Here is a 22,492-nt window from a genome sequence, read left to right as displayed (position 1 = left end):
AGGAGAGGCCCGTGCCGAGGACCATGACCTACGGGGACCACCCCAGCCAGACCGTCCGCCGGTGGGCGCCCGCCGGCGGCGCCGGCCGGCCCGCGCCCGTCGCGGTGCTGCTGCACGGCGGATGGTGGCGCGACCGGCACGACGCGCGGCTCATGGAACCGCTGGCCGAGGACCTGAGCGCGGCCGGGTGGGACGTGTGGAACGTCGAGTACCGCCGCACCGGCGCCGACGGCGGCGGATGGCCGCACACCCGCGACGACGTCGTCAGCGCCCTGGACCTGCTCGCGGAGACCGCGCGCCGTGAGGACGGCCGGCTGGACACCTCGCGCGTGGTGTCGATCGGCCACTCGGCGGGCGGGCATCTGGCCCTGCTCACCGCCGCGGACACGCTCGTCACCTCCGTCGTGGCGCTCGCACCGGTCACCGACCTGCGGCGCTGCGCCGAGGCCGGGCTCGGCGAGGGCGCCACCGACGTCTTCCTGCGCCCCGACGCGGATCCCGCGCTGTACGCGGCCAGCTCGCCCCTGCACCGGGTGCCGCACGGCGTGCCGCAGCTGGTCGTGCACGGCGACGCCGACGACCGCGTGCCGGTCGAGCACAGCCGCGACTACGTGGCGGCGGCGCGCGCGGCCGGGGACGCGGTCGAGTACCGGGAGGCGGCCGGGGTCGACCACTTCGCGGTCATCGACCCCGGGCACGCCGTCTGGGGCGTGGTCCGCGACCACCTGGCACGGTCCTGACCCGCTCCGGTCAGGACGAGCTGGACGAGTCCCGCGAGGACCCGTTGCGCCAGCGGTCGGCGACGGTGTCGAAGAGCTTCCCGCCCGCGTTGGCCGCGCTCCCGGCGACGTCGCGCAGGGTGCCCAGCAGCGGGTCCTCCGAGCGCTCCCACGCCTCCTTGTAGTGGTTGGCGGCGTTGCGGGCCTCCTGGCCGACGCTCGCGTCGCGGTCCGAGGCGCGGCGCGGGTAGTCCCCGCCCAGGATGCGCTGGTAGGCGCCGCTCTCCACCCACCGGTGCAGCTCGGCCAGGCGCACCACCGCGAACGGGTGGGTCTGGCCGCTGAGGCTGAGCAGCTTGAGGAGGCTGTCGCGCGCGTCGCCGCCCCGCTCGTACTCGCGGGCCTGCTCCAGGAAGGAGTCGGGGTTCATCTCGGCGAGGGCGGAGCCGCCCGCCATCTTCATCAGCGCGCGCTTGCCCGCCTCGGGGTCCTGGCAGGCGAGGACGCCCGCGCGGTCGCAGGAGAGCTCGGACTTGCGGTACCACTCCTCCAGGGCGGCCACGATGGCGCGGATGCCGATGTAGCCCAGCGGGATCCACGCCACCCGTGCGGCGAGCTGGATGAGGGCCAGCAGCATCGTCCTGTACACGGCGTGGCCGCTGAGGATGTGGCCGACCTCGTGGCCGATCACGAACCGCTGCTCCTCGGCGTCGAGCAGGTCGAACAGGCCCGTCGTCATGACGATGAACGGCTTCTGGCTGCCGATCGCCATCGCGTTGGGCCGGGGGTTCATCTGGATGTAGAGCTCGGGGACCTCGTCCAGGTCGAGGACGTAGGCGGCGTCGCGCACGTAGTCGTGCACGTGGGGGAACTGGGTCGGTCCGACGCGCACCGCGCTGGACAGGAACATCAGTCGCAGCGCCCGCTCGTTGAAGAGCCCGGACATGCGCTTGAACACCTCGTCGAACCCGCGCAGCGAGCGCAGCGCGACCAGGGCGCCGCGGTCGGCGGGGTGCTCGTAGGCACGGGGTGAGATCTCGGAGAGCCGGACGCGTACGCGGTCTGGTGAGTTCGCCATACCGGCATGCTATGCGCCGGATCGGCGCTTGGCCACGGTTTGGGGCAATCGAGATATGACGCGATTCGCGGATCCTTCGGGAACGGTCGGGAAGGTTGCCGCGCCGCCGCTCGTTGATCCAGTGCGAAGGACGAACCGGGATCGAGCGCCGTCAGTGGTACACCCCGTCGGCTACTCTCGGTGGGCCGATCCCGGCAACGACCACGACCACGGCGAAACGGAGCGCACAGTGGCGAACGAAGCGACCGGCGCGCCCAGACGGGCCGGAGCCGCCCCCACCAAGGTGGGCATCATGGGCGGCACGTTCGACCCCATCCACCACGGGCACCTCGTCGCCGCCAGTGAGGTGGCGCACCTCTTCGACCTCGACGAGGTCGTGTTCGTCCCCACCGGCCAGCCCTGGCAGAAGGACCCCGACACGGTCACCCCCTCCGAGGACCGGTACCTCATGACGGTGATCGCCACCGCCGAGAACCCGCAGTTCCGGGTCGACCGCATCGAGATCGACCGCTCCGGTCCCACGTACACGCTGGACACCCTGCGCGAGATGCGCGCCTCCTACGGCCCCGACGTGGAGCTGTACTTCATCACCGGAGCCGACGCGCTCGGCGCCATTCTGAGCTGGCACAACGTCGACGAACTGTTCGACCTCGCGCATTTCGTAGGCTGTAACCGACCCGGGCACCACCTCAGTGACACCGGGCTGCCCGAGGGCAAGGTCTCGCTGGTGGAGGTTCCCGCGCTGGCCATCTCCTCGACCGAGTGCCGCGAGCGGGTCCGCAAGGGCGAACCGATCTGGTACCTGGTCCCCGACGGCATCGTCCGCTACATCAACAAGACCGGGCTCTACCGAGAGAGCTGAAAGGCAGCAAGCACAACGTGACAGCCACCGACAGGGCGCTGGAGCTGGTCCGGGTCGCGGCCGAGGCCGCCTCCGACAAGCTCGCGCAGGAGATCATCGCCTACGACGTCAGCGACCAGCTCGTCATCACGGACGCCTTCGTGCTGTGCTCGGCGCCCAACGACCGCCAGGTCCGCGCGATCGTCGACGAGGTCGAGGACCAGCTCCGCCTCAAGGCCGGAGCCAAGCCGGTCCGGCGCGAGGGCGAGCGGGACGGCCGCTGGGTGCTGCTCGACTACGCGGAGATCGTCGTGCACATCCAGCACGAGGAGGAGCGCGGGTACTACGGCCTCGAGCGCCTGTGGAAGGACTGCCCCGAGATCGGCCTTCCCGAGAGCGCGCGCGGCGCCGAGCGCACGCCCGAGCAGTAGCCGCCGAACGGGAAGAGACACCACCACGTGAGCGACACGACCCCCCGCGTGCTGTTCTGGCGGCACGGCCGCACGGCCTGGAACGTCGAGAACCGCTTCCAGGGACAGACCGACATCGGACTCGACCGCGTCGGGCACGCCCAGGCCGAACGGGCGGGGAAGGTGCTCGCCAGGCTCGACCCCGACGTCATCGTCGCCTCCGACCTGCGCAGGGCGGCCGACACGGCCGGATACCTCAGCCGCGCCTGCGGGGTCGGCGTCGAGTACGACAAGGGGCTGCGCGAGCGCTACGGCGGCTCCTGGGAGGGGCTGACCGGCAAGGAGCTGTCCGAGCGCTGGCCGGAACGGCACGCCCGGATGGACATCCCCGACGGCGAGCACATCTCCGAGGTCGGGGACCGGATGGTCGCGGCCGTCGACAGGGCGCTGGCCCGGACGCCGTCGGGCGGGCTGCTCGTCGTGGTGAGCCACGGCGCGGCCGTGCGCGCCGGGATCGCCCGGATGCTGGGGATCTCCGACGAGCAGCGGGAGGTGCTCGGCCCGCTGAGCAACTGCTGCTGGTCGGTGCTCCAGACCCGGCGGGGAGGATGGCGGCTGATGGAGCACAACGCGGCGAACCTTCCGGAGCCCGTGGTGCTCAGCGACGACGCCTGAGGATTCGTTTCGACGAAATCGCCGGATTCCGCTATCGTTCTGGGAGTCGGAGGGCCCGTGGCCCCCACGACTCCCACACGGGGCTATGGCGCAGTTGGTAGCGCGCCTCCATGGCATGGAGGAGGTCTGGGGTTCGAATCCCCATAGCTCCACGGACTCAGGGCGACCCTGCTCGCGCGTGACCGCGCTCGCCGGGTCGTCCTTCGTGTTTCCCGGGGGGAGACCCCCGGACCCCCGATACGCCTCGAAGGGCCCACGCGGTTTCCGCGTGGGCCCTTCTCTTTACCGGAGGCCGCGTGGTGTGCCATACCCCACCTGAGCCTGATGTATAGCATTTGTGAAGGTTAGGCTAATCTAACTCGCGTCAAGGAAGGTGGCCTCGCCGGGTGGGTGGGTCAGGGCGAGAAGGGCGGGTCGGCGATCGTGGCAGTGCGCGCACATTTCGCTACTGTGGGTTTGTCTGTCTTGCTGGCGGCTTTGACGGGGTGCGGTGCGTCCGAGCCCGTTCCGGAGCAGGCAACGGTCGCCGGTGAGGGAGAGACGACATATCCGCTGGTCGTGGAGAACTGCGGTCAGGAAGTGACGTTCGACGCCGCGCCGCAGCGGGTCGTGTCCCTCGACCAGGGATCGACGGAGATCCTGCTGTCCCTGGGTCTGGAAGACCGCATGGTGGGGACGGCCTCGTGGACCGACCCCGTGCGGGAGAACCTCGCCGAAGCGAACGACCAGGTGCCCCGGCTGGCGGAGGAGGCCCCGACCTACGAGGTGGTCCTGGGCACCGAACCCGACTTCGTGACGGCGTCGTTCGGACGCCACTTCGCCCAGGGCGGGGTGGCCGAGCGGAACCGGTTCGCCGACACGGGGATCGAAACGTACCTGTCACCGACGGACTGCGATGGCGGGACGAGCATCAACGCCGGCGGTACCCGCACGAACCCGTTGACGGTCGACTCCCTCTACCGGGAGATTCGCGAACTGGCGCAGATCTTCGACGTCCAGAGCAGCGGCGAGGAACTGATCTCCGATCTGGAGGAGCGCCGTCAGGCGGCGTTGGACGGCGTCGACGCCTCGGATTCGAGCCTGGCGTTCTGGTTCGCGGACCTGAGGACGCCCTACATCGCCGGAGGATTGGGGTCGGCGAACCTGCTGGCCACCGAGGCGGGCGCCACGAACGCGTTCGCCGACCTCGATGACGACTGGCCAGCCACGACCTGGGAGGCCTTCGTCGAACGGGATCCTGATGTCATCGTCCTGGGGGACCTGAGCCGCGAGCGCTGGCCGGGAGACCAACTGGAGGAGAAGATCGACTTCCTGCAGACCGATCCGGTCACCAGGGATCTCACCGCGGTCCAGGAGGAACGGTTCATCGCCCTGCACGGAGCCGAGCTGAACCCGTCGGTCCGGATGATCGACGGTCTGGAGGCCCTCGCCGACGGACTGCGCTCCTTCGAGGAGACGCGGTGACGCTCAGCCCCTCCCGGCCGAAGAGCATCGCCTCCCAGCCGTCTACGGGCGGATCACGGCTGCGGTTCCTGGGCGTCGGAGCGGGCGCGCTGGCGCTGCTGCTCCTGTCGATCGGGGTGGCGATCACCCTGGGACCGGCTGACGTGTCCCTGGTCAATGTGCGCGACATCGTCCTCAACCACCTCGGGATCACGGACATCCCGGTACGGGTGTCGGAGGACGCGATCGTGTGGCAGGACCGCCTGCCCCGGTCCCTGGTGGCCGCGGCCTGCGGTGCCGGGTTGGGTCTGTGCGGAGTGATCCTGCAGTCACTGCTGCGCAACCCGCTGGCCGATCCGTACGTCCTGGGGATCTCGTCGGGTGCCTCGACCGGTGCCGTCGTCGTCGGGATCCTGGGGGTCGGGGGAACCGCGCTCGGGATCTCCGGCGGTGCGTTCATCGGCTCCATCGCGGCCTTCGCCGTCGTCCTGCTGATCGCGCGCCTGAGCGGTGGCGGCAACGACAAGGTGATCCTGGCCGGGATCGCGGTGACGCAGTTGTTCTCCGCGCTGACCTCGTTCGTCATCTTCGCCTTCGCCGACTCGGACGAGACCCGGGGCGTGATGTTCTGGCTGCTCGGCTCCCTCGAAGGGGTGCGGTGGAACGACGTCGCGCTGTGCGGCCTCGTCGTCCTCGCCGGGATGGTCTTCTGCCTCCTGCGGGCCCCGGTCCTGGACGCGTTCGCGTTCGGCGACGAGGTCGCGTCCTCACTGGGGATCTCCGTGCGGCGGGCGCGCTTCACGTTCATGACCGTCACCGCGCTGCTCACGGCGACGATGGTGAGTGTGGCCGGCGCCATCGGGTTCGTCGGCCTCGTGCTCCCGCACGCGGCCCGGTTCCTCACCGGGCCCCTCCACGCCCGCCTCGTGCCCGTGACCGCGCTGACCGGAGCGGTCTTCATGGTGTGGGTCGACGCGGTGTCGCGTGTCGCCTTCTCACCGTCTCCGCTACCCGTCGGTGTCGGTACCGCCCTGGTCGGCGTGCCCGTGTTCATCGCCATCATGTTCCGTCGTAGGAGGACCCTGTGACACTCCGGACCCGAGAGGTCACGTGGAACCGCGGCGGTCGACTCGTCGTCGACGGGATCACCCTGAGCCCGCGGCCCGGTGAGACCATCGGACTGCTCGGCCCCAACGGATCGGGCAAGTCCTCCCTCATCAAACTGCTCTCCGGCGCCGTGCGGCCGACCTCGGGCGCCGTCATCCTCGACGACACGTCGCTCACGGACCTCTCCCGACGGGACGCGGCTCGCGCGATCGCCACCGTCACCCAGCACGCCGACACGGCCGTGGACATCACCGTCCGTGACATCGTCGCCCTGGGGCGCATCCCCCACCGGGGTACCTTCGGTGGGAACCGGGAGGCGGACGCCGAGGCCGTGTCCGACGCGCTGGAGCGGACCGGGCTCGTCCACAAGGCGGGGGAGCTGTGGCACCGGCTCTCCGGCGGCGAGCGGCAACGAGTCCACATCGCCCGCGCGCTGGCCCAACGCCCCCGGGAACTCCTCCTCGACGAGCCCACGAACCATCTCGACATCCGTTACCAGCTCGACCTGCTCCAGCTCGTCACCGAACTGCCGGTCACCACGGTCGTGGCCCTCCATGACCTGAACCTCGCGGCGATGTTCTGCGACACGCTCCTGGTCCTCAAGGACGGTCGCGCCATCGCGGCCGGACCCCCGGCCGACGTCCTGACACCGGAACTCATCGCCCGTGTCTACGAGGTCAACGTCGCCATCCGCGTCGATGACGTGACGGACCGTCCGGTGATCACCTTCAGTCCGGGCCGCGTTCCGAGCACGACCCCGGCCCAGGGCGGATGAGAGGGCGGCACACCCTCGCCGTGGGAGTCCCGGCCCCGAACTCCGTGACCAAGTGCGCCACGAGGAGCTCAGCGGACGCTTCATCGGTCTCGTCCGCCACAGGTCCCGGAGGACGGGGCGGGCTGACGGCAACTTCGGGTCAGCCCGTGCGCCGCTCGCGCCTCCAGCGGACGTAGCCGCCCCGCAGACTGCGCGCGCGGCGGCCCGTGGCGTTGATGAGGCGGACGGCGCGGGGCGACACCACGCAGTAGGGGCCCTGGCAGTACGCGACGACCGTGGTGTCCCAAGGCAGTTCGGCGATCCTGTCCTCCAGCTCCCGAGACGGGACCGAGACCGCGCCGGGCACATGACCCTGCGCGAACTCCCGCGGCGACCGCAGGTCCACCACGACCGCCTCGCCGCGCCCCACCATCTCCGCCAGTTCCCCGGCGGTGACCGCGCCCGAACCGCCCTCCTGCCCCAGGTGCCGCTCGACCTCCGCTCTCAGGTCGCCCATCCGCTGTTCGGCGAAGTCCTGGAAGTGCCCCAGGAACCCCGACACCTCGTCGTCCCGCAACGCGTAGTGGACGCGGGTGCCCTCGCGCCGACTCGTCACCAGACCCGCCGCGCGCAGCTGCTGGAGGTGGGCCGAGGTGTTCTTCAGGGGGAGCCCGCCTCGGCGCGCCAGCTCCTCGACCGTGCACTCGCCCTGGTCCAGCAGGTCGAGCAGTCGCAGCCGCACCGGCGCGGCGAGCGCCTTGCCCACCCGGGCGAGGTGCTCGTAGATCGCGGCTTCCGGGAAATCCGTCATGCTCTAGTCATACTTCGGCAGGTCGCCGCGCAGGAAGGACACGTACCGGTCGGCGTCGCGCAGGAGGACCTCCTTGGCGTTCGCGCGCACGCTCAGGTCCCACCATCCGCCGTGGATGGTGTCGAACTCCAGGTCGCGCACGGCGTCGACGACGCGGCGGACGAGCCGTTCGGGCAGCGGGAGCCGGTTGGGCGCGCTGTACAGGAAGGTCACGTGGTCGCGGCCGGGGGTGACCATGACGGTGTCCCCGGTGAAGAGGGCGCCGGCGCCGTCGGCCAGGTGCAGGACCGCGCTGCCGGGGAAGTGGCCCCCCGTCTGGACGAGGGTCAGGCCGGGCAGCGGGACGAGGGTGCCGTTCCACCGGCGCACCCGCGCGCTGGGCCACGGGAGCCACGGCTCGTCCGCCTCGGGCAGGACGATCTCGGCGTCGAGGAGTTCGGCCCACTCGACGGCCGCGCCGTACATGTGCGGGTGGCTGGAGGCGACGACGGCGGCGCCGCCCAGCCGCTCCACCTCGGCCACGGCGTCGTCGTCGAGGAAGACCGGAGGGTCCCACAGGAGGTTCCCGGCCTCGGTCTCGACGAGGACGCCGCGGTGCCCGACGCCGATCCCGGGCTCCGTGCCCAGCCCGGTGACGCGGTCCTGGACGGGACGCGTCACGACCCGGAATCCCTCGGCGGCGAGCGCGGCGCGGGTGGCGAAGTCGGGTCCGGTCGGCGGGACGTACTGGCGCTCGTCCACGCAGATCGGGCAGGAGTCCGGCGCGCTGGGCGCCGGTGGGAACACGGCGCCGCAGGCGCGGCAGGCCCAGTAGTCCCTCGGGGTGCGCGGTGCGGGGGCGGTTCCTGACGGGCCGGACATGGCGTGTCTCCTTTATCCAGTAATCTAGTGATCTATAGAATATTCCCAGGAGTGGCAGGCCACAAGGGCCCGGTCACCGGAGGAGGAGTCCTCCACCGTCGGTAGGAAGAGTGCGGTCAACGGAACGCGCCACCACCAGGGAGCGGACATGGAACTCACCGTCAACACCTTCGTCAGCGGCATGCAGGGCCCGGGCGGGTGAACCCCCTTCGACGGCCCGGGGCGGTCGGGGATTCCGTCCAATCCCCGAGCCGCACGGACCCCCGTCGGGTGGCCTTGTGGTGACCGGGGGTCAGACAGGCGGCTGGTCGGGCCGATGGGCGCGCGACGTCGGCCGCCGAAGGGGGGCAGGACGCAAACCCTCCCACCACGGTCACCCCAGGGGGTCGAGGTTCACCATTCCCGGGAGCTCAACTCCACGGGGTTGGGGGTGACCGTCCCTCATGGGCCAACCACTGGGGGGTTGGGTGGTCCGGTTCTCGGGTCCACTGGGGGTTGGGTGTGGTGTTTTCTTGCCCCGGTCACCACGGGGGGTGTGGCTCGTCCGGAGGGCGTGTTCGCGGAGCGAATTCGTTCCGGAGGGCGAGGTCCCTCACCTACCGTCACCCCGGACGGTCCACAGATATGCAGAAGGCGGCCACCACGTGGGAACGTGATTCCGAAGTGATGACACCCCCGGCCCCAGGAGCGGGGGGTGGACGGTCCAGGGAACATCGGCCCCAAGCCCCACACCGGTCCGCACGTCCGTCACCGGAAAGGGGGTCTACACCCTCCCAGCCCGCCCAACCACAGGGGGGTTGGACGGAAACCATGCGCGCCCAGGGTCACCGAAGGGGGTCAAGGGTCACCGTTCCTGGGTGTTCGACCACACGGGGGTTCGGGCACGCTCGACCGTGCGGGTCACCGCAGGGGGTCAAGGGTCACCGTTCCCGGGCGGTCGACCCCAGGGGGTCGACCGCAAACCCTCCCACCGCGGTCACCGAACGGGGCTGGGGAAAGCACCCCCGCCCCGCCCAGCCACGGGGGGTCGGCCCGGAACCCTCACCGGCGTCACGCGCGAGGGCGGCGCAGCCACACGGCGCCGTCGCCCGGCAGCGCCCGGTCCAGGCCGGTGCTGGCCACCATCACCTCGCCCCGCGGCAGATCCACCGGGTCGGGGCCGGTGTTGACCAGCACCAGCGCCTCCGGCCCGCGCCAGAACGCCAGCACGGCCCCGCGGTTCAGGTCCGGGTCCCAGGCCAGGGCCGGCTCCGCGGCGAAATCGCCCCGCCGCGCCAACGCCCGCCGGTACAGCGACAGCGTCGAGTCCGGATCCCCCTGCTGGGCCTCGACCGACCACCGTCCCCACCCCTCGGGCTGCGGCAGCCACGAGCCGCCCTCCCCGAACCCGTACGACGGCCCGTCCGGCGTCCACGGCAGCGGCACCCGCGCACCGTCCCGGCCCTTGTCGGTGTGGCCGCTGCGCCGCCAGCGCGGGTCCTCCAGCGCGTCGGGCGGCAGGTCGGCGACCTCGGGCAGCCCGAGCTCCTCGCCCTGGTACAGGTAGGCCGAACCGGGCAGCGCCAGTGCCAGCAGGGCCAGTGCCCGGGCCCTGCGGGCGCCCAGGTCGAGGTCGGGGAGCGGGTCGCGGCCGTCGGCGAGCAGCCAGGCGCGCAGGTCGGTGCCCGGGGGCAGACCGAGGAGCGACACCCGCCGCACCAGGTCGTGGTTGTTGGTCACCCACGTCGGCACCGTGCCCACCGCGGCGGCGTCGGCGATCGAGGCGTCGATCACGCGCCGGTAGGCGTCGGCGTCCCACGGCGTGAGCAGGAAGTCGAAGTTGAAGGTCTGGTCCAGTTCGTCGGGACGGGTGTACCGGATCCGCCGCTCGGCGGGCAGCCACACCTCGCCGACCGTGGTCGGGGGCGGGTCGAACTCCGCCAGCACCCGTCGCCAGTCCCGGTAGACCTCGTGGACCCCGGGCCGGTCCATGAGGGGGTGGTCGGGGTTGGCGGCGATGTCCTCGTTCCGGCCGCCGTCCACCAGGACCAGGTCGCGCAGGGGATCGTCCAGGTCCTTGACCAGCCCGTAGGCGACGTCGATCCGGAACCCGTCCACCCCGCGGCGGCTCCAGAACCGCAGGATGTCGCGGAACTCGTCGCGCACTCCGGGGTCGTTCCAGTTCAGATCGGGCTGTTCGGGGGCGAAGAAGTGCAGATACCACTGTCCGTCGGGCACCCGGGTCCAGGCCGGGCCGCCGAAGGTCGACCGCCAGTTGGACGGCGGCAGGTCCCCGTTCGTCCCCCGGCCGTCGCGGAAGACGTACCGGTCCCGCTCGGGCGACCCGGGCCCGGCCGCCAGGGCCGCGCGGAACCACGGGTGGGCCTCCGACGTGTGGTTGGGAACGATGTCGATCACCACCCGAAGGCCGCGCTCGTGTGCCGAGCCCACCAGGGCGTCGAAGTCGTCCAGGTTCCCGAGCAGCGGGTCCACGTCCCGGAAGTCGGCGACGTCGTAGCCGCCGTCCGCCCACGGCGAGGGGTGGAACGGCGTCAGCCAGATTCCGTCGGCGCCCAGGTCGCGGATGTGGTCCATCCGGGCCGTGATGCCGGGGAGGTCGCCCACCCCGTCACCGTCGGAGTCGGCGAAGCTGCGCGGGTAGACCTGGTAGAGGACCGCGTCGCGCCACCACTGCTGCATGGGTTCCCCCTGTGTTCGGGCGTGCGTTCACGAGGACAGCCCACGCGCGCCCCTGGGAGCCGCTGTGGAGTGCCGCAGGATGATCTGGGTGGGCATCTCGATGTGCGTGTCGGGGCGTGCCGTGCCCGCCAGGATGTCGACCGCGAGCCGCCCCGCGGTCAGTCCCGTGTCGTACGGGGACTGGTCGACGGTCGTCAGGTCCAGGACCGAGGCGGCGTCGTGGTTGTCGAAGCCCATGAGCGAGATGGCGCCGGGCACCGGGACGCCCGACCGCCGCAGGGTGCGGTGGGCGCCCATCGCGATGCCGTCGAACTCGGCCAGGACGGCCGTGGGCGGTTCGGCCGCCGACAGCAGTTCGCCCATGGCCAGCTCCCCGCCCTCCTGGTCCGGGGAACGGACGAGGCTCCACGGTTCGAGGCCCGCCTCGGCCATGGCCGCCCTGTGGCCGGCGAGCCGGTCCCGGGCACTGCCCCTGAACCACTCCGGAGTCCGCGATCCGATGTAGGCGATCCGGCTGTGCCCCAGGTTGAGCAGGTGACGCGTGGCCGCCGCCGCGCCCGCCCGGTCGTCGATGAAGACACCGGCCCGCCCCGGCACGCTCTGGCCGGTGAGCACGACGGGCACCCCGACGTCGTCCAGTCGGCGGCACTCCTCCTCGGACAGGTCCATGGACACCGTGACCACCGCGTCGGCGTTGCGGCGCAGCGGCACCGCACGCGTCCAGCCACGGCGTGAACGGACCTCGCCGACCTGGTAGACGAGCATGTCGAGATCGGCCGCGCCCAGGGCGTCGCCGAGCCCGGCCAGGACACCCCCGAAGAACCAGGGACGCAGTGTGGGAGCGACCACCGCCACCCGGCCGGTGCGCCCCGTCACCAGTCCCGACGCGTTGCGGGAGACGACGTAGGACAACGCGTCGGCCGAGTCCTGCACACGTTGGCGCACCTGCGGGGCGACCCCTGGCGCGCCCCGCAGAACCCGCGAGACCGTCGACAGGGAGACCCCCGCGTGCTGGGCGACGTCGCGCATGCTCGCGGGTTTGTCGGACATGGGGTCAACGGTAGAGAACTCCGGGGCTGATGGCAACGTTTTCATGCCGTCGTTCGTCTCCATGTCAGACCCTGCGGCCATTGCGCACGGATGCGCGATCGGACTGTTGACTGTGTCACATCCTTGATGGCATCGTTTTCGCACAGCCGGTCGGCTGATCCACGACGAGCTCGACACTGCGCGCGCGACCCCGGTCGGCGCGAAAGGAGAGTGCTATGTCCGTAATCGCACGGCGCCGAGGGTCGGCGGCCCGCACCTGCGCCGCCGGATTCGGAGCACTGGCCCTGGCCCTCGCCACCGCGTGCGGGGAACCGCCGGGAGAAGGAGGCGACGGCGCCGGGGGCGACACCGCCGGGCTGTCCGACGACCCGCAGTTCGTCTGGGCGGTCACCGGAGCGGACCGGCAGATCCACGAGGACGTCGCCCGGCTGTGGAACGAGCAGAACCCGGACCGCCAGGTCGACATCTTCTTCCTGGCGCCCACGGCCGACGAGCAGCGCCAGGCCCTGTTCCAGGACCTGCAGAGCCAGGCGGGGGAGTTCGACGTCCTCGGACTCGACGTGATCTGGACCGGCGAGTTCGCCGAGTTCGGCTACATCGACAGCCTGGAGGAGCTGCGCCCGGAGGTCGAGGGCGGCAGCCTGGACGGCGCGGTCGACAGCGCCCAGTGGCAGGAGGAGCTGTACGCGCTGCCCTACTCCTCCAACGGCGCGCTCCTCTACTACCGCACCGACCTCGTCGACGGGCCCCCCACCACCTGGCAGGAGCTCTACGACACCGGCACCGCGGCCGCCGAGGAGGCGGGCATCTCCGCCTACGTCGGCCAGGGCGACCAGTACGAGGGCTTCGTCGTCAACTTCCTGGAGTTGTACTGGTCCGCGGGCGGTGAGCTGTTCGACGACGCCCAGGAGACCAGCACCTTCCTGGAGGGCGACGCCGCGGAGACCGCCCTGGACTTCATGACCGAGGCCTACGAGACCGGCTTCTACGCCGAGGGCTTCGACTCGATGGTCGAGGACGACGCCCGCGCCCTCTTCCAGGCCGGCGAGGCCGTCTACATGCGCAACTGGCCCTACGCCGTGCCGCTGCTGGAGGGCGAGGGCGACGAGGAGAGCGCGGTCGCCGGGAACTTCGCGGTGGCTCCGCTGCCCACCTTCACCGGCGAGGGCACCACCAGCGCGCTGGGCGGGCTCAACAACGCGGTCAGCACGCTCAGCGACACCCCCGACCTGGCCCGTGAGTTCGTTCTGTGGGCCGCCACCGACGCCGACGCCCAGGCGATCCTGGCCGACAACAGTCTGCCGCCGACCCTCCTCAGCGCCTACGAGGGCGCCGACGACCCCAACTTCGAGCTGCTCGGCGAGGTCCTCGCCCAGGCGCACGCGCGCCCGCCGGTGCCGGGATACAACGCGTTGTCCCTGGCCATGCAGGACAGCCTGCACCCCGCCTACCTCGGGCAGGGGGACCCGGCCGAGGCGTTGGCCGCCGTCGACGAGGCCGCCCAAGCCGCGCTCGAGCAAGAGTAGGGCCATGGCCACGACCTCGAGCGTCCGCACACGCCAGGGCCTGGGAGAGCGGGCGATGGGGCGGGTCTTCCTCGCCCCGTCGTTCGCCTTCATGGCCGTGATCGCGCTCTTCCCGGTCTGCTACGCGATCGGGATGAGCCTGTACGAGATCCGGGGGTTCCGGCGGGAACCCGTCGGCGTCGACAACTACGTCCGGGTGCTCAGCGACTCCGGCTTCTTCAACGCCGTGGGCAACACGTTGGTGTTCACCGTGGCGTCGGTGGCGCTGGAGTTCGTCATCGGGATGGCGTTCGCCCTGATCATGCACCAGGTGTTCGTCGGCCGGGGGCTGACCCGGGCGGTCATCCTGGTGCCCTGGGTGATCCCCACCGCGGTGGCGGCCCAGGTGTGGCGGTACATGTTCGACCGCAACCCGGGCTTCGTCAACGCCGTGCTCGGCACGGACATCAACTGGCTGCGCGACCCGGCGTGGACCATGGTCGCCATCATCAGCGCCGACGTGTGGAAGACGGCGCCGTTCGTGGCCCTGCTCCTCCTGGCCGGACTCCAGACCATCCCCAAGGACTACTACGAGGCCGCCAGGGTCGACGGCGCCAACGCGGTCCAGCGGTTCCTGCACATCACCCTGCCGCTGCTCCGTCCGGCGATCGTGGTCGCGCTGCTCTTCCGGACGGTGGACGCGCTGCGCATGTTCGACTTCGCCTACGTGTTCGCCGGGTACTCCAACTCGATCGCGACGCTGTCGGTGTACGCCCAGCGGTTCCTGGTCGCCGACCCGCAGCTGGGGTACGCCAACGCGCTGTCCACGGTCACGTTCGTCGTGGTCATGCTCGTCGGACTGGCCTTCATCAGCCGGATGGGGCGGCACATGGTCGGCGACGCGGTGCGGAGGGAGACGCGATGACGGTCGAGACGGCGGCCCCGCGGGGAGCGCGGACCGGACGGCGCCGGGGCACGCCCCCGGCGGTGGCCACCGCGTTCAAACTGCTGGGGCTGCTCCTGGTGCTGGGCTGGTGCCTGTTCCCGTTCGTGTGGATGGCCATGACCAGCCTGCGCACGGGATCGGTGGCGCTGACCAACCCGAACATCCTCCAGGGGCCCTTCAGCCTGGACAACTACCAGCAGGTCATCGACCAGGGCTTTCACTTCGCACTGCGCAACTCGTTGATCGTGGCGGCCGTCACCACGGTGATCTGCATCCCGGTCGCCTCCCTGGCGGGGTACGCGCTGGCCCGGCTCCCGCTGGCGGGCAAGTTCGTCATCCTGGCGGCGACCCTGGTCGCCACGCTGTTCCCGCCTGTCGCGCTGGTCAACCCGCTGTACCAGATGTATCTGCAGTTCAACCAGTGGACGGGGATCAACCTGCTCAACAGCTACGCGGGCATGGTGATCCCGTACGTGGCGCTGACCCTCCCGCTGTCCGTCTTCATCCTCACCACCTTCTTCTCCGGCATCCCCAGGGAGATCGAGGAGTCGGCGAAGGTCGACGGAGCCACCCCGTTCCAGACCTTCCTGCGGGTGGTCGCGCCGCTGGCCGCGCCCGGGGTCGGCGCGGCGGCGATCCTCACCTTCGTCTACGCCACCAACGAGTTCCTGCTGGCCTTCTCGTTCGCCCCGAACGACCTCAACGTCCAGACCGTCCCGGTGTTCGTGGGCACCTTCGAACGGGTCGGCTACGAGAACCCGATCGGGCAGATCATGGCGGCCTCCGTGCTGGTCTCGATCCCGCTCATCCTCTTCGCCCTGGTGCTGCAACGGCGGATCGTCGCGGGCCTGACCTCGGGCGCCGTCAAGGGGTAGGCGGAGGCGACGGGCGGACCCCGGGAGCGGCCCCGCCGTCCCCGGGGCCCACCCGTTCCCGGGCGGCCTCCGGGGACGGCACGCCGTCACCCGGCCGGCGCGGCCTCGGGCACGCCGGGGTCGGACTCCGGCACCTCGGCGATGCGCAGCGCCGCGACCAGTTCGCGGTACAGCGCGTCGTCCGCCAGCAGTCCGCGGTGGGTGCCCTGGGCCCGCACACGGCCGTCCTCCATGACGATGATGCGGTCGGCCCCGATCACCGTCGACAGCCGGTGCGCGATGGTCACCACCGCGGCCCGGTCGGCGTGGCGGCGCACGCTGTCGGTGACGGCCGCCTCGGTGATCGCGTCCACCTGCGAGGTCGCCTCGTCCAGCAGCAGCACGTCCGCCGAGCACAGCAGGGCACGGGCGAGGGCGACGCGCTGGCGCTCGCCGCCGGAGAACGAGGTCGCGTCCAGCGGGGTGTCCAGTCCCTCCTCCAGGGCGTCGACCCGGTCCGCCAGCCGCACCTCGTGCAGCACCCGCCGGATGTCGGCCTCGTCCGCGTCCGGGCGGCCGAACACGAGGTTCTCGCGCAGGGTCCCGGGCACCACCGGGGTGTCCTGCTCCACGTAGGCGAAGCGCTCGCGCACCTGGGCCGGGCTCAGCTCGGAGTACGGTCGGCCGTCGAGCAGGATCCGGCCGCCCTCGGGCTCCAGGAAGCGCAGCAGAAGGGAGAAGACGGTGGTCTTGCCCGCGCCCGACGGGCCGACGATCGCGGTGTGCCCGCGCCGCGGCACCGCGATGTCCACCGCGTCGAGCGCCGCCCGCGTACCGGGCGCGTAGCGGGCGGTCACCCCGCGCAGTTCGAGGATCGCGTCGCCGGGGACCCCGGGGCCCGCGGACGCCTTCACCGGGGTGTCCGCGCCCGGTTCGAGCGGGATGCCGGTCACCTCGCGGATCCGGCGTGCCGCGGCGACGCCCGACTGGAGGGCCGTGACGCTCTGGGAGAGCTCCGTCACGGGGCCCATCAGGGCGAACGCGTAGAGCAGGAAGGCGACCAGGGTCGAGACCTCGATCGCCCCGTCGGTGGCGCGCACGGCGCCCAACCCGAGGATGGCGATGATCGCGAGTTGCACGCCGCTGAAGGCGACCGTCAACGCGACGGCCTGGCGGCGCACCCCGCGGACGCTGTGCCGGGCCGATTCCTCGGCGTCGCGCACGACGCGGGCGCCGATCCGTTCCTCCGCACGGCTCACCTTGACCGTGCGCATCGCGCGCAGGGCGCCCTCCAGGACGCCGCCCATGGATCCGAGCGCGGCCTGGGCGCGTTCCTCGTGCCGGGCGATGCCGGGCATCAGGGTCAGGAAGAGCGCGGCCACGACGATGACGGCGACGACGGTGGTGCCCAGCAGCACCGGGTCGAGCAGGGCCATCATGACGAGCGTTCCGACCAGCAGCACCGTCCCGTTGACGAGGGCGACCAGACTGCGCCCGACGGCCTCGTTGAGGAGCACGGTGTCGGAGGTCACGCGGGTGACCAGTTCGCCGGGGGGCCGCCTGGTCAGCGGCAGCAGCGCGGCGCGGAGGTAGCGCTGGACGATCGAGGTCCGTGCGTCCAGGACGATCCGCTCGGCCATCGTGCCGAGGACGATCCAGTGCCACAGGCCCAGGACCGCCCCCACCAGGAACAGGCCGAGGAGGAGGGCGATCGGCATGGCCAGGTCCCCCGCGTCGGCCACGGTGTCCAGGACCAGCTTGATGACCATGGGGCTGGCCAGTTCCAGGGCCGAGCCGAAGAGCGCCAGGATCAGGCCGAGGACGAGTGTGCCCCGGTGCGGGTGCACGAACGACCAGAGCACGCGTAACTGGGCGAATCGGGGTTCGCCCTCATCCGACGTGCGGGCATCAGAGTCCGTTAGTTGAGCAGTCATGCTCTAAATTAGGTCATACATGACCGATTCTCGTCAAATGAATACCCATCGGTCTAGGATGGTGGGCATGGAGAACAGGGCATCTGCGATGGACGAGACGAGGACGCGCGCGCGCACCCGCCGGGCGATCCTCGAAGCGGCGATCGAGGTCCTGGGGGACAACTCCTCGGCGCCGCTGTCCGAGGTGGCCAGAACCGCGGGGGTGGCGCGGAGCACACTGCAGCGCTACTTCCCCGAGCGCTCCGACCTCAAGTTCGCTCTGGGGGAGTACGTCGAGGAGCTGGTCAACGAGGCCACCGAGCGGGCGCGCACCACCGAGGGCACCGCCATCGAGGCCTTCTCCCGGCTGGTCGCGGAGTACTTCGGGGTGCGCAAGGGGATCCTGGCCGCCTTCGGAGACCAGGACGCCACGCAGGAGTCGGCCGAGTGCGAGAGCGAGAGCGGTCCCGCGGACCTCGCCCTCTTCGACCTCATCGAACGAGGACACGAGGACGGCACGATCGATCCCAGGATCACGCCCCTGTGGGCTCAGCAGTTGCTGTGGTCGGGGTTGTACGCCGGAGCGGTCTACGCCAACGTGGCCCGCGTTCCGGCCTTCGAGGCGCTCAACATGTGCTTGCTGTCCCTGGTCAAGGCAGTGTCCGACGACAGGCGGGTCTGACCGGGACGGGTCAGAGGTAGAGGCCGGTCCCGCGCTCGGGGGACTCGTTGGCCACCGCGTGCACGTCGCGTTCGCGCAGGATGACGTAGCGCTCGCCGTTCAGTTCGACCTCACCCTGGTCCTCCGGGTCGAACAGCACACGGTCGCCCGTCTTGACGTGGCGGGCGCCGGTGCCGGCGCCGCAGACCTCGCCCCACGCGAGCCTGGTCGCCAGCTTCACCGTGTCCGGGATGACCAGACCGGCGCTGCTGCGCCGCTCGCTCTTGTCCGGGACCGCCCTCACCAACAGGCGATCGTGGAGCATCTGGATTTCAAGCTTCGATTCGGGCACCACTCCAGGGTATTCGGCTCCGGCCGGGAGTACTCCCCGCTCAGGGCCGGGCGATGGCTCGACCCGCTCCCGGACTCCGGTAGAGTGTTCCCAACGCCGAGCGGGGGAACCGCCCGGCACACCAGGGGCTATGGCGCAGTTGGTAGCGCGCCTCCATGGCATGGAGGAGGTCTGGGGTTCGAATCCCCATAGCTCCACGGACTCGGGACGACCCTGCTCGGGGGCCTTCGGCCGCCTCGCCGGGTCGTCCGTCGCGTTTACCGGGGGGAGACCCCCCGAACCCCCCGAGGTACCCCCCTGCGGCTGAGGTCGCGCAGATCGGTGAGGTGAGTGGGGGCCTCTCTTGCAACGCGAGGCTGCGCCTCGTGGGTTGTAGTTGGCTTGCCCAGGGTCCACGGACTCGGGACGACCCTGCTCGGGGGCCTTCGGCCGCCTCGCCGGGTCGTCCGTCGTGTTTCCCGGGGGGCGACCCCCAGACCCCCGGACGGACTCGGGGCGGCCCTGCTCGCGCGTGACCGTGCTCGCCGGGTCGGTCCACCCCTCCCTGTCCGGTAGACTCTTCACCGTTGCATCACCAGGGGCTATGGCGCAGTTGGTAGCGCGCCTCCATGGCATGGAGGAGGTCTGGGGTTCGAATCCCCATAGCTCCACGGACTTAGGGCGACCCTGCTCGCGCGTGACCGCGCTCGCCGGGTCGTCCTTCGTGTTTCCCGGGGGGCGACCCCCGGACCCCCGGACGGACTCGGGGCGGCCCTGCTCGCGCGTGACCGCGCTCGCCGGGTCGTCCTTCGTGTTTCCCCGGGGGCGACCCCCGGAAGCGGCCGTGTGGTGGACCGCCGGGCGGGAAAGCCCTTGCCGCTTCGTCAGAGTGCAGGTTTGCCCCGCTCGGGCGCCGGGGTCCGCTCCGCCGGGTCGGCGGGGCGGGCCGGACGGTCGCGCGATCGGAAAATATCGATGCCTGCGTCGGCGGCGCAGACCGGTGATTCCGCAGGACACCGGGGTGGAGGGCGATCGGGGTCCTCGGCCCTCCCCTCAATGGTTCCACTAACCCCCCTTGACGCGGAAAGCGCTTTCTCTACGCTCGGAATGAGCATGCTCATTCCCATGCCCTACGACGAAGGGTGAGTAGTGAGACGATCAATGGCGCGTCGGCTCATGTCGACGCTGACCGCCGCGGCCCTGGTGGCGGCGGGTCTGTCACTGCCGACGGCCTCGGCGTCGGCGCAGACCGGAGAAGCCACGGGCTACGCGACCCAGAACGGCGGGACCACCGGTGGCGCGGGCGGACAGACGGTTCGTGCCACGACCGGGACGCAGATCCACGAGGCCCTGTGCAACCGGCCCAGCACCAGCACCCCGATCATCATCGAGGTGGAAGGAACCATCGACCACGGCAACACCTCCAAGGTGTCGGGCGACGGCTGCGACACCGCCGACGACGTGATCGAGCTCAAGAGGATCAGCAACGTCACGATCGTCGGCACCGGCAGCGGAGCCGTGTTCGACCAGCTGGGCATCCACATCCGCGAGTCCCACAACATCATCATCCAGAACGTGACCGTCCGGAACGTCAGGAAGTCCGGCTCGCCCACGTCCAACGGCGGTGACGCCATCGGGATGGAGAGCGACGTCCGCAACATCTGGGTCGACCACGTCACCCTGGAGGCGTCGGGCGGGGAGTCGGAGGGCTACGACGGCCTCTTCGACCTGAAGAACAACACCCAGTACGTCACCCTCTCCCACAGCGTCCTGCGCGACTCCGGCCGCGGCGGCCTGGTCGGGTCCAGCGAGAGCGACCGCTCCAACGACTTCATCACGTACCACCACAACCTGTACGAGAACATCGACTCCCGAGCCCCCCTGCTGCGCGGCGCCACCGCGCACATGTACAACAACCACTACGTGGGGCTCCGGGAGTCCGGCATCAACTCCCGCGCCGGGGCCAACGCGAAGGTGGAGAACAACTACTTCGAGGACTCCAAGGACGTCCTGGGCACCTTCTACACCAACGAGAGGGGCTCCTGGGAGGTCAGCGGCAACGTCTTCGACAACGTGACCTGGTCCGGCGAGGGCGACGAGAACCACCCCGCCGGACCCGACCCGCGGTCCAACACGACGGTGAGCATCCCGTACGCGTACGAGCTCGACGACGCCGGCTGCGTGCCGGAGGTGCTGGAGCAGATCGCGGGCGCGGACCAGGGCAACCGGGTCTCGGACGGCGACTGCGAGGCACAGAACCCCACCGACCCGGACCCCACCGACCCGGACCCGACCGACCCGGACCCGACCGACCCCCCCGACGGGACCAACCTCAGCATCGGGGCCGGCGCCGACGGCTCCAGCAAGGCCTCCGGGACCAGCTACGGCAACGTCGTCGACGGCGACATGGGCACCTACTGGTCGCCGAGCGGCTCGACCGGTCGCATCTCGGTCAAGTGGGGCTCCGACACCACGGTGTCCGCGATCAACATCCGCGAGGCGGCCGGGGCCGAAGGCGACATCGGCTCCTGGCGGGTCGTCGACCACGGCACCGGCGACGTCCTGGCCACCGGCAGCGGAGCGGGTGTGATCACCTTCGCCCCGACGGCGGTGCGCAAGATCGACTTCGAGATCACCGGCTCGAACGGCACCCCCCGCGTCGCCGAGTTCGAGACCTACGCCGCTTCGCCGACCGGCGGGGGAGGCGACACCCCGCCGTCCGGCGGAGGCGACACGCCCCAGCCCTCGGGCGACGAGCTCTTCGCGGCTCCGGGCGGAAGCGACGGCGCCTCCGGCACCGAGTCCGACCCGACGACGCTCACCTCGGCGATCGACCGAATCGAGCCCGGCGGGACGATCTACCTGCGCGGCGGTACCTACGACCTCTCCGAGACGGTTCACATCGAGCCCGGGAACGACGGCCTGTCGGGGGACCGCAACGAGCTGTTCGCCTACCCGGGTGAGACCCCCGTGCTGAACTTCTCGGCCCAGAGCGAGGACTCGTCCAACCGGGGACTCGCCATCGGCGGCGACTGGTGGCACGTCAACGGCGTCATCGTCGAGCACGCCGGAGACAACGGAATCCTGCTGGGCGGCAACGACAACGTCATCGAGCGGGTGACCACCCGGTACAACCACGACAGCGGGCTGCAACTCTCGCGGTACACCGCTGGGGCTCCCCGGTCGGAATGGCCCTCGAACAACCTGATCGTCAGTTCGGTCTCGCACGACAACGCCGACTCCGACGGTGAGGACGCCGACGGGTTCGCCCCCAAGCTCACCGTCGGGGAGGGGAACGTGTTCCGGTACACCGTGGCGTACAACAACATCGACGACGGCTACGACCTGTTCGCCAAGTCGGACACGGGCCCGATCGGCGAGGTGACCATCGAACACTCGCTGGCGTTGGGCAACGGCTCGCTCTCGGACGGCTCCCAGCACTCGAACGGCGACCGCAACGGGTTCAAGCTCGGCGGTTCGGGCATCGAGGTGGACCACCGCATCCACCACAGCATCGCCTTCGGGAACGGCAAACACGGGTTCACCTACAACTCGAACCCCGGCAGCATGACGGTCTCGGACAACCTGGGCGTCGGCAACGGGGAGCGCAACTTCCAGTTCGACGGCGGCTCGTCGGTGTTTCGCGGCAACACCTCCTGCGACGGCGGTTCGACCGACCGGTACCAGGGTGACGCCGATGGCTCGAACCAGTTCTGGGAGGGTTCCAACGGTTCCCGGTGCTCCCAGTACTCCGGGTCCCTGGACTGGCGCTTCGACTCCGACGGCCGCCTCGTGGTGACCATCGGCGGCACCGAGGTCAACCTGTAACCTCTGGGCGGCGACGCCGGAGCGAC

The 22,492-nt window shown here is 70.8% G+C and carries 19 protein-coding genes and 3 tRNA genes; 15 read left to right on the top strand and 7 right to left on the bottom strand.

The genetic code is table 11. From position 1 onward, the window contains the following. The first annotated feature begins 11 nt into the window (after window positions 1-11). Window positions 12-740, top strand: coding sequence for an alpha/beta hydrolase family protein (locus tag ACIBFB_RS17140; RefSeq protein ID WP_397231072.1), 729 nt, complete (start codon window positions 12-14; stop codon window positions 738-740). Between the two features lie 10 nt (window positions 741-750). Here the strand turns inward: ACIBFB_RS17140 and ACIBFB_RS17135 are convergent, their stop codons facing one another. Beyond that, window positions 751-1,797, bottom strand: coding sequence for a M48 family metallopeptidase (locus tag ACIBFB_RS17135; protein WP_397231070.1), 1,047 nt, complete (start codon window positions 1,795-1,797; stop codon window positions 751-753). A gap of 283 nt (window positions 1,798-2,080) precedes the next feature. Here ACIBFB_RS17135 and nadD point away from each other — a divergent pair, with 283 nt between their 5' ends. From nadD to ACIBFB_RS17100, 7 genes are all read left to right on the top strand, one after another. Then, window positions 2,081-2,659, top strand: a complete 579-nt coding sequence (gene nadD / locus ACIBFB_RS17130) for a nicotinate-nucleotide adenylyltransferase (protein ID WP_397231156.1) — start codon at window positions 2,081-2,083, stop codon at window positions 2,657-2,659. A 17-nt stretch (window positions 2,660-2,676) separates the two neighbouring features. Further along, window positions 2,677-3,069: a ribosome silencing factor gene (gene rsfS, locus ACIBFB_RS17125; RefSeq protein ID WP_397231068.1), complete on the top strand. Its 393-nt coding sequence runs from the start codon at window positions 2,677-2,679 to the stop codon at window positions 3,067-3,069. A 48-nt stretch (window positions 3,070-3,117) separates the two neighbouring features. Next, window positions 3,118-3,723 (top strand): histidine phosphatase family protein, encoded by a 606-nt coding sequence (locus ACIBFB_RS17120; RefSeq protein WP_397231154.1) that lies wholly within the window; start codon window positions 3,118-3,120, stop codon window positions 3,721-3,723. A 79-nt stretch (window positions 3,724-3,802) separates the two neighbouring features. After that, window positions 3,803-3,875, top strand: a tRNA-Ala gene (locus tag ACIBFB_RS17115). A 298-nt stretch (window positions 3,876-4,173) separates the two neighbouring features. Next, window positions 4,174-5,187, top strand: a complete 1,014-nt coding sequence (locus tag ACIBFB_RS17110; RefSeq protein WP_397231066.1) for an ABC transporter substrate-binding protein — start codon at window positions 4,174-4,176, stop codon at window positions 5,185-5,187. After that, on the top strand, window positions 5,184-6,254 hold the full coding sequence (locus ACIBFB_RS17105) for a FecCD family ABC transporter permease (RefSeq protein WP_397231064.1): 1,071 nt from the start codon (window positions 5,184-5,186) through the stop codon (window positions 6,252-6,254). The genes ACIBFB_RS17110 and ACIBFB_RS17105 overlap by 4 nt, the downstream gene beginning before the upstream one ends. Further along, window positions 6,251-7,048: an ABC transporter ATP-binding protein gene (locus ACIBFB_RS17100; RefSeq protein WP_397231062.1), complete on the top strand. Its 798-nt coding sequence runs from the start codon at window positions 6,251-6,253 to the stop codon at window positions 7,046-7,048. Before ACIBFB_RS17105 ends, ACIBFB_RS17100 begins: the two co-directional genes overlap by 4 nt. Window positions 7,049-7,187: 139 nt before the next feature. On the opposite strand, the gene ACIBFB_RS17095 is transcribed toward ACIBFB_RS17100, so the two are convergent. The 4 genes from ACIBFB_RS17095 to ACIBFB_RS17080 all read right to left on the bottom strand — a co-directional run bounded on the left by ACIBFB_RS17095 (window position 7,188) and on the right by ACIBFB_RS17080 (window position 12,428). Continuing rightward, window positions 7,188-7,838 (bottom strand): ArsR/SmtB family transcription factor, encoded by a 651-nt coding sequence (locus tag ACIBFB_RS17095; RefSeq protein WP_397231060.1) that lies wholly within the window; start codon window positions 7,836-7,838, stop codon window positions 7,188-7,190. Between the two features lie 3 nt (window positions 7,839-7,841). Then, window positions 7,842-8,699 (bottom strand): hypothetical protein, encoded by an 858-nt coding sequence (locus ACIBFB_RS17090; protein ID WP_397231058.1) that lies wholly within the window; start codon window positions 8,697-8,699, stop codon window positions 7,842-7,844. Window positions 8,700-9,749: 1,050 nt separating this feature from the next. After that, window positions 9,750-11,378 (bottom strand): glycoside hydrolase family 13 protein, encoded by a 1,629-nt coding sequence (locus tag ACIBFB_RS17085; protein WP_397231056.1) that lies wholly within the window; start codon window positions 11,376-11,378, stop codon window positions 9,750-9,752. A gap of 27 nt (window positions 11,379-11,405) precedes the next feature. Continuing rightward, window positions 11,406-12,428: a LacI family DNA-binding transcriptional regulator gene (locus tag ACIBFB_RS17080; protein ID WP_397231053.1), complete on the bottom strand. Its 1,023-nt coding sequence runs from the start codon at window positions 12,426-12,428 to the stop codon at window positions 11,406-11,408. Window positions 12,429-12,643: 215 nt separating this feature from the next. Here ACIBFB_RS17080 and ACIBFB_RS17075 point away from each other — a divergent pair, with 215 nt between their 5' ends. Genes ACIBFB_RS17075 through ACIBFB_RS17065 form a run of 3 tightly spaced genes read left to right on the top strand, consistent with a single transcriptional unit; the run spans window position 12,644 to window position 15,754 of the window. Then, window positions 12,644-13,954, top strand: a complete 1,311-nt coding sequence (locus ACIBFB_RS17075) for an ABC transporter substrate-binding protein (RefSeq protein ID WP_397231051.1) — start codon at window positions 12,644-12,646, stop codon at window positions 13,952-13,954. A gap of 55 nt (window positions 13,955-14,009) precedes the next feature. Next, complete coding sequence (locus ACIBFB_RS17070) at window positions 14,010-14,858, top strand: carbohydrate ABC transporter permease (protein ID WP_397231152.1); 849 nt, start codon at window positions 14,010-14,012, stop codon at window positions 14,856-14,858. Next, entirely contained in the window at window positions 14,855-15,754 is a 900-nt protein-coding gene (locus ACIBFB_RS17065; protein WP_397231049.1) for a carbohydrate ABC transporter permease, read from the top strand. The genes ACIBFB_RS17070 and ACIBFB_RS17065 overlap by 4 nt, the downstream gene beginning before the upstream one ends. 86 nt (window positions 15,755-15,840) lie before the next feature. On the opposite strand, the gene ACIBFB_RS17060 is transcribed toward ACIBFB_RS17065, so the two are convergent. Next, complete coding sequence (locus ACIBFB_RS17060) at window positions 15,841-17,595, bottom strand: ABC transporter ATP-binding protein (RefSeq protein ID WP_397231150.1); 1,755 nt, start codon at window positions 17,593-17,595, stop codon at window positions 15,841-15,843. 139 nt (window positions 17,596-17,734) lie between these two features. On the opposite strand from ACIBFB_RS17060, the gene ACIBFB_RS17055 reads away from it, so the two are divergent. Beyond that, window positions 17,735-18,328, top strand: coding sequence for a TetR/AcrR family transcriptional regulator (locus ACIBFB_RS17055; RefSeq protein ID WP_397231047.1), 594 nt, complete (start codon window positions 17,735-17,737; stop codon window positions 18,326-18,328). A gap of 10 nt (window positions 18,329-18,338) precedes the next feature. Here ACIBFB_RS17055 and ACIBFB_RS17050 read toward each other — a convergent pair whose 3' ends face one another. Further along, entirely contained in the window at window positions 18,339-18,632 is a 294-nt protein-coding gene (locus ACIBFB_RS17050; protein WP_017597826.1) for a co-chaperone GroES, read from the bottom strand. Window positions 18,633-18,783: 151 nt separating this feature from the next. Between ACIBFB_RS17050 and ACIBFB_RS17045 the strand changes: the two genes are divergently transcribed. The 3 genes from ACIBFB_RS17045 (at window position 18,784) to ACIBFB_RS17035 (ending at window position 22,466) form a co-directional block, all read left to right on the top strand. Beyond that, window positions 18,784-18,856, top strand: a tRNA-Ala gene (locus ACIBFB_RS17045). 380 nt (window positions 18,857-19,236) lie between these two features. Next, a tRNA-Ala gene (locus tag ACIBFB_RS17040) sits at window positions 19,237-19,309 on the top strand. A 505-nt stretch (window positions 19,310-19,814) separates the two neighbouring features. Then, the gene (locus ACIBFB_RS17035) at window positions 19,815-22,466 is read left to right on the top strand and encodes a polysaccharide lyase family 1 protein (protein ID WP_397231045.1); all 2,652 of its coding nucleotides are present in this window, start codon (window positions 19,815-19,817) and stop codon (window positions 22,464-22,466) included. The last annotated feature ends 26 nt before the right edge of the window (window positions 22,467-22,492 follow it).

It is taken from the genome of Nocardiopsis sp. NPDC050513 (genome assembly GCF_044457925.1).
In the GTDB taxonomy this organism is placed as follows: Bacteria; Actinomycetota; Actinomycetes; order Streptosporangiales; family Streptosporangiaceae; genus Nocardiopsis.
The sequence above is the reverse complement of the archived record's forward strand: the minus strand, read 5'-3'. Positions and strand labels throughout refer to the sequence as shown.

Bases quoted from the DNA above. Each gene is read 5' to 3' on its own strand.
- ACIBFB_RS17085 (WP_397231056.1), bottom strand. From the start codon at position 11,378: ATGCAGCAGTGGTGGCGCGACGCGGTCCTCTACCAGGTCTACCCGCGC.
- ACIBFB_RS17080 (WP_397231053.1), bottom strand. From the start codon at position 12,428: ATGTCCGACAAACCCGCGAGCATGCGCGACGTCGCCCAGCACGCGGGG.
- ACIBFB_RS17070 (WP_397231152.1), top strand. From the start codon at position 14,010: ATGGGGCGGGTCTTCCTCGCCCCGTCGTTCGCCTTCATGGCCGTGATC.
- ACIBFB_RS17050 (WP_017597826.1), bottom strand. From the start codon at position 18,632: ATGCTCCACGATCGCCTGTTGGTGAGGGCGGTCCCGGACAAGAGCGAG.
- ACIBFB_RS17095 (WP_397231060.1), bottom strand. From the start codon at position 7,838: ATGACGGATTTCCCGGAAGCCGCGATCTACGAGCACCTCGCCCGGGTG.
- ACIBFB_RS17090 (WP_397231058.1), bottom strand. From the start codon at position 8,699: ATGTCCGGCCCGTCAGGAACCGCCCCCGCACCGCGCACCCCGAGGGAC.
- ACIBFB_RS17075 (WP_397231051.1), top strand. From the start codon at position 12,644: ATGTCCGTAATCGCACGGCGCCGAGGGTCGGCGGCCCGCACCTGCGCC.
- ACIBFB_RS17055 (WP_397231047.1), top strand. From the start codon at position 17,735: ATGGAGAACAGGGCATCTGCGATGGACGAGACGAGGACGCGCGCGCGC.
- ACIBFB_RS17035 (WP_397231045.1), top strand. From the start codon at position 19,815: ATGTCGACGCTGACCGCCGCGGCCCTGGTGGCGGCGGGTCTGTCACTG.
- ACIBFB_RS17065 (WP_397231049.1), top strand. From the start codon at position 14,855: ATGACGGTCGAGACGGCGGCCCCGCGGGGAGCGCGGACCGGACGGCGC.
- ACIBFB_RS17135 (WP_397231070.1), bottom strand. From the start codon at position 1,797: ATGGCGAACTCACCAGACCGCGTACGCGTCCGGCTCTCCGAGATCTCA.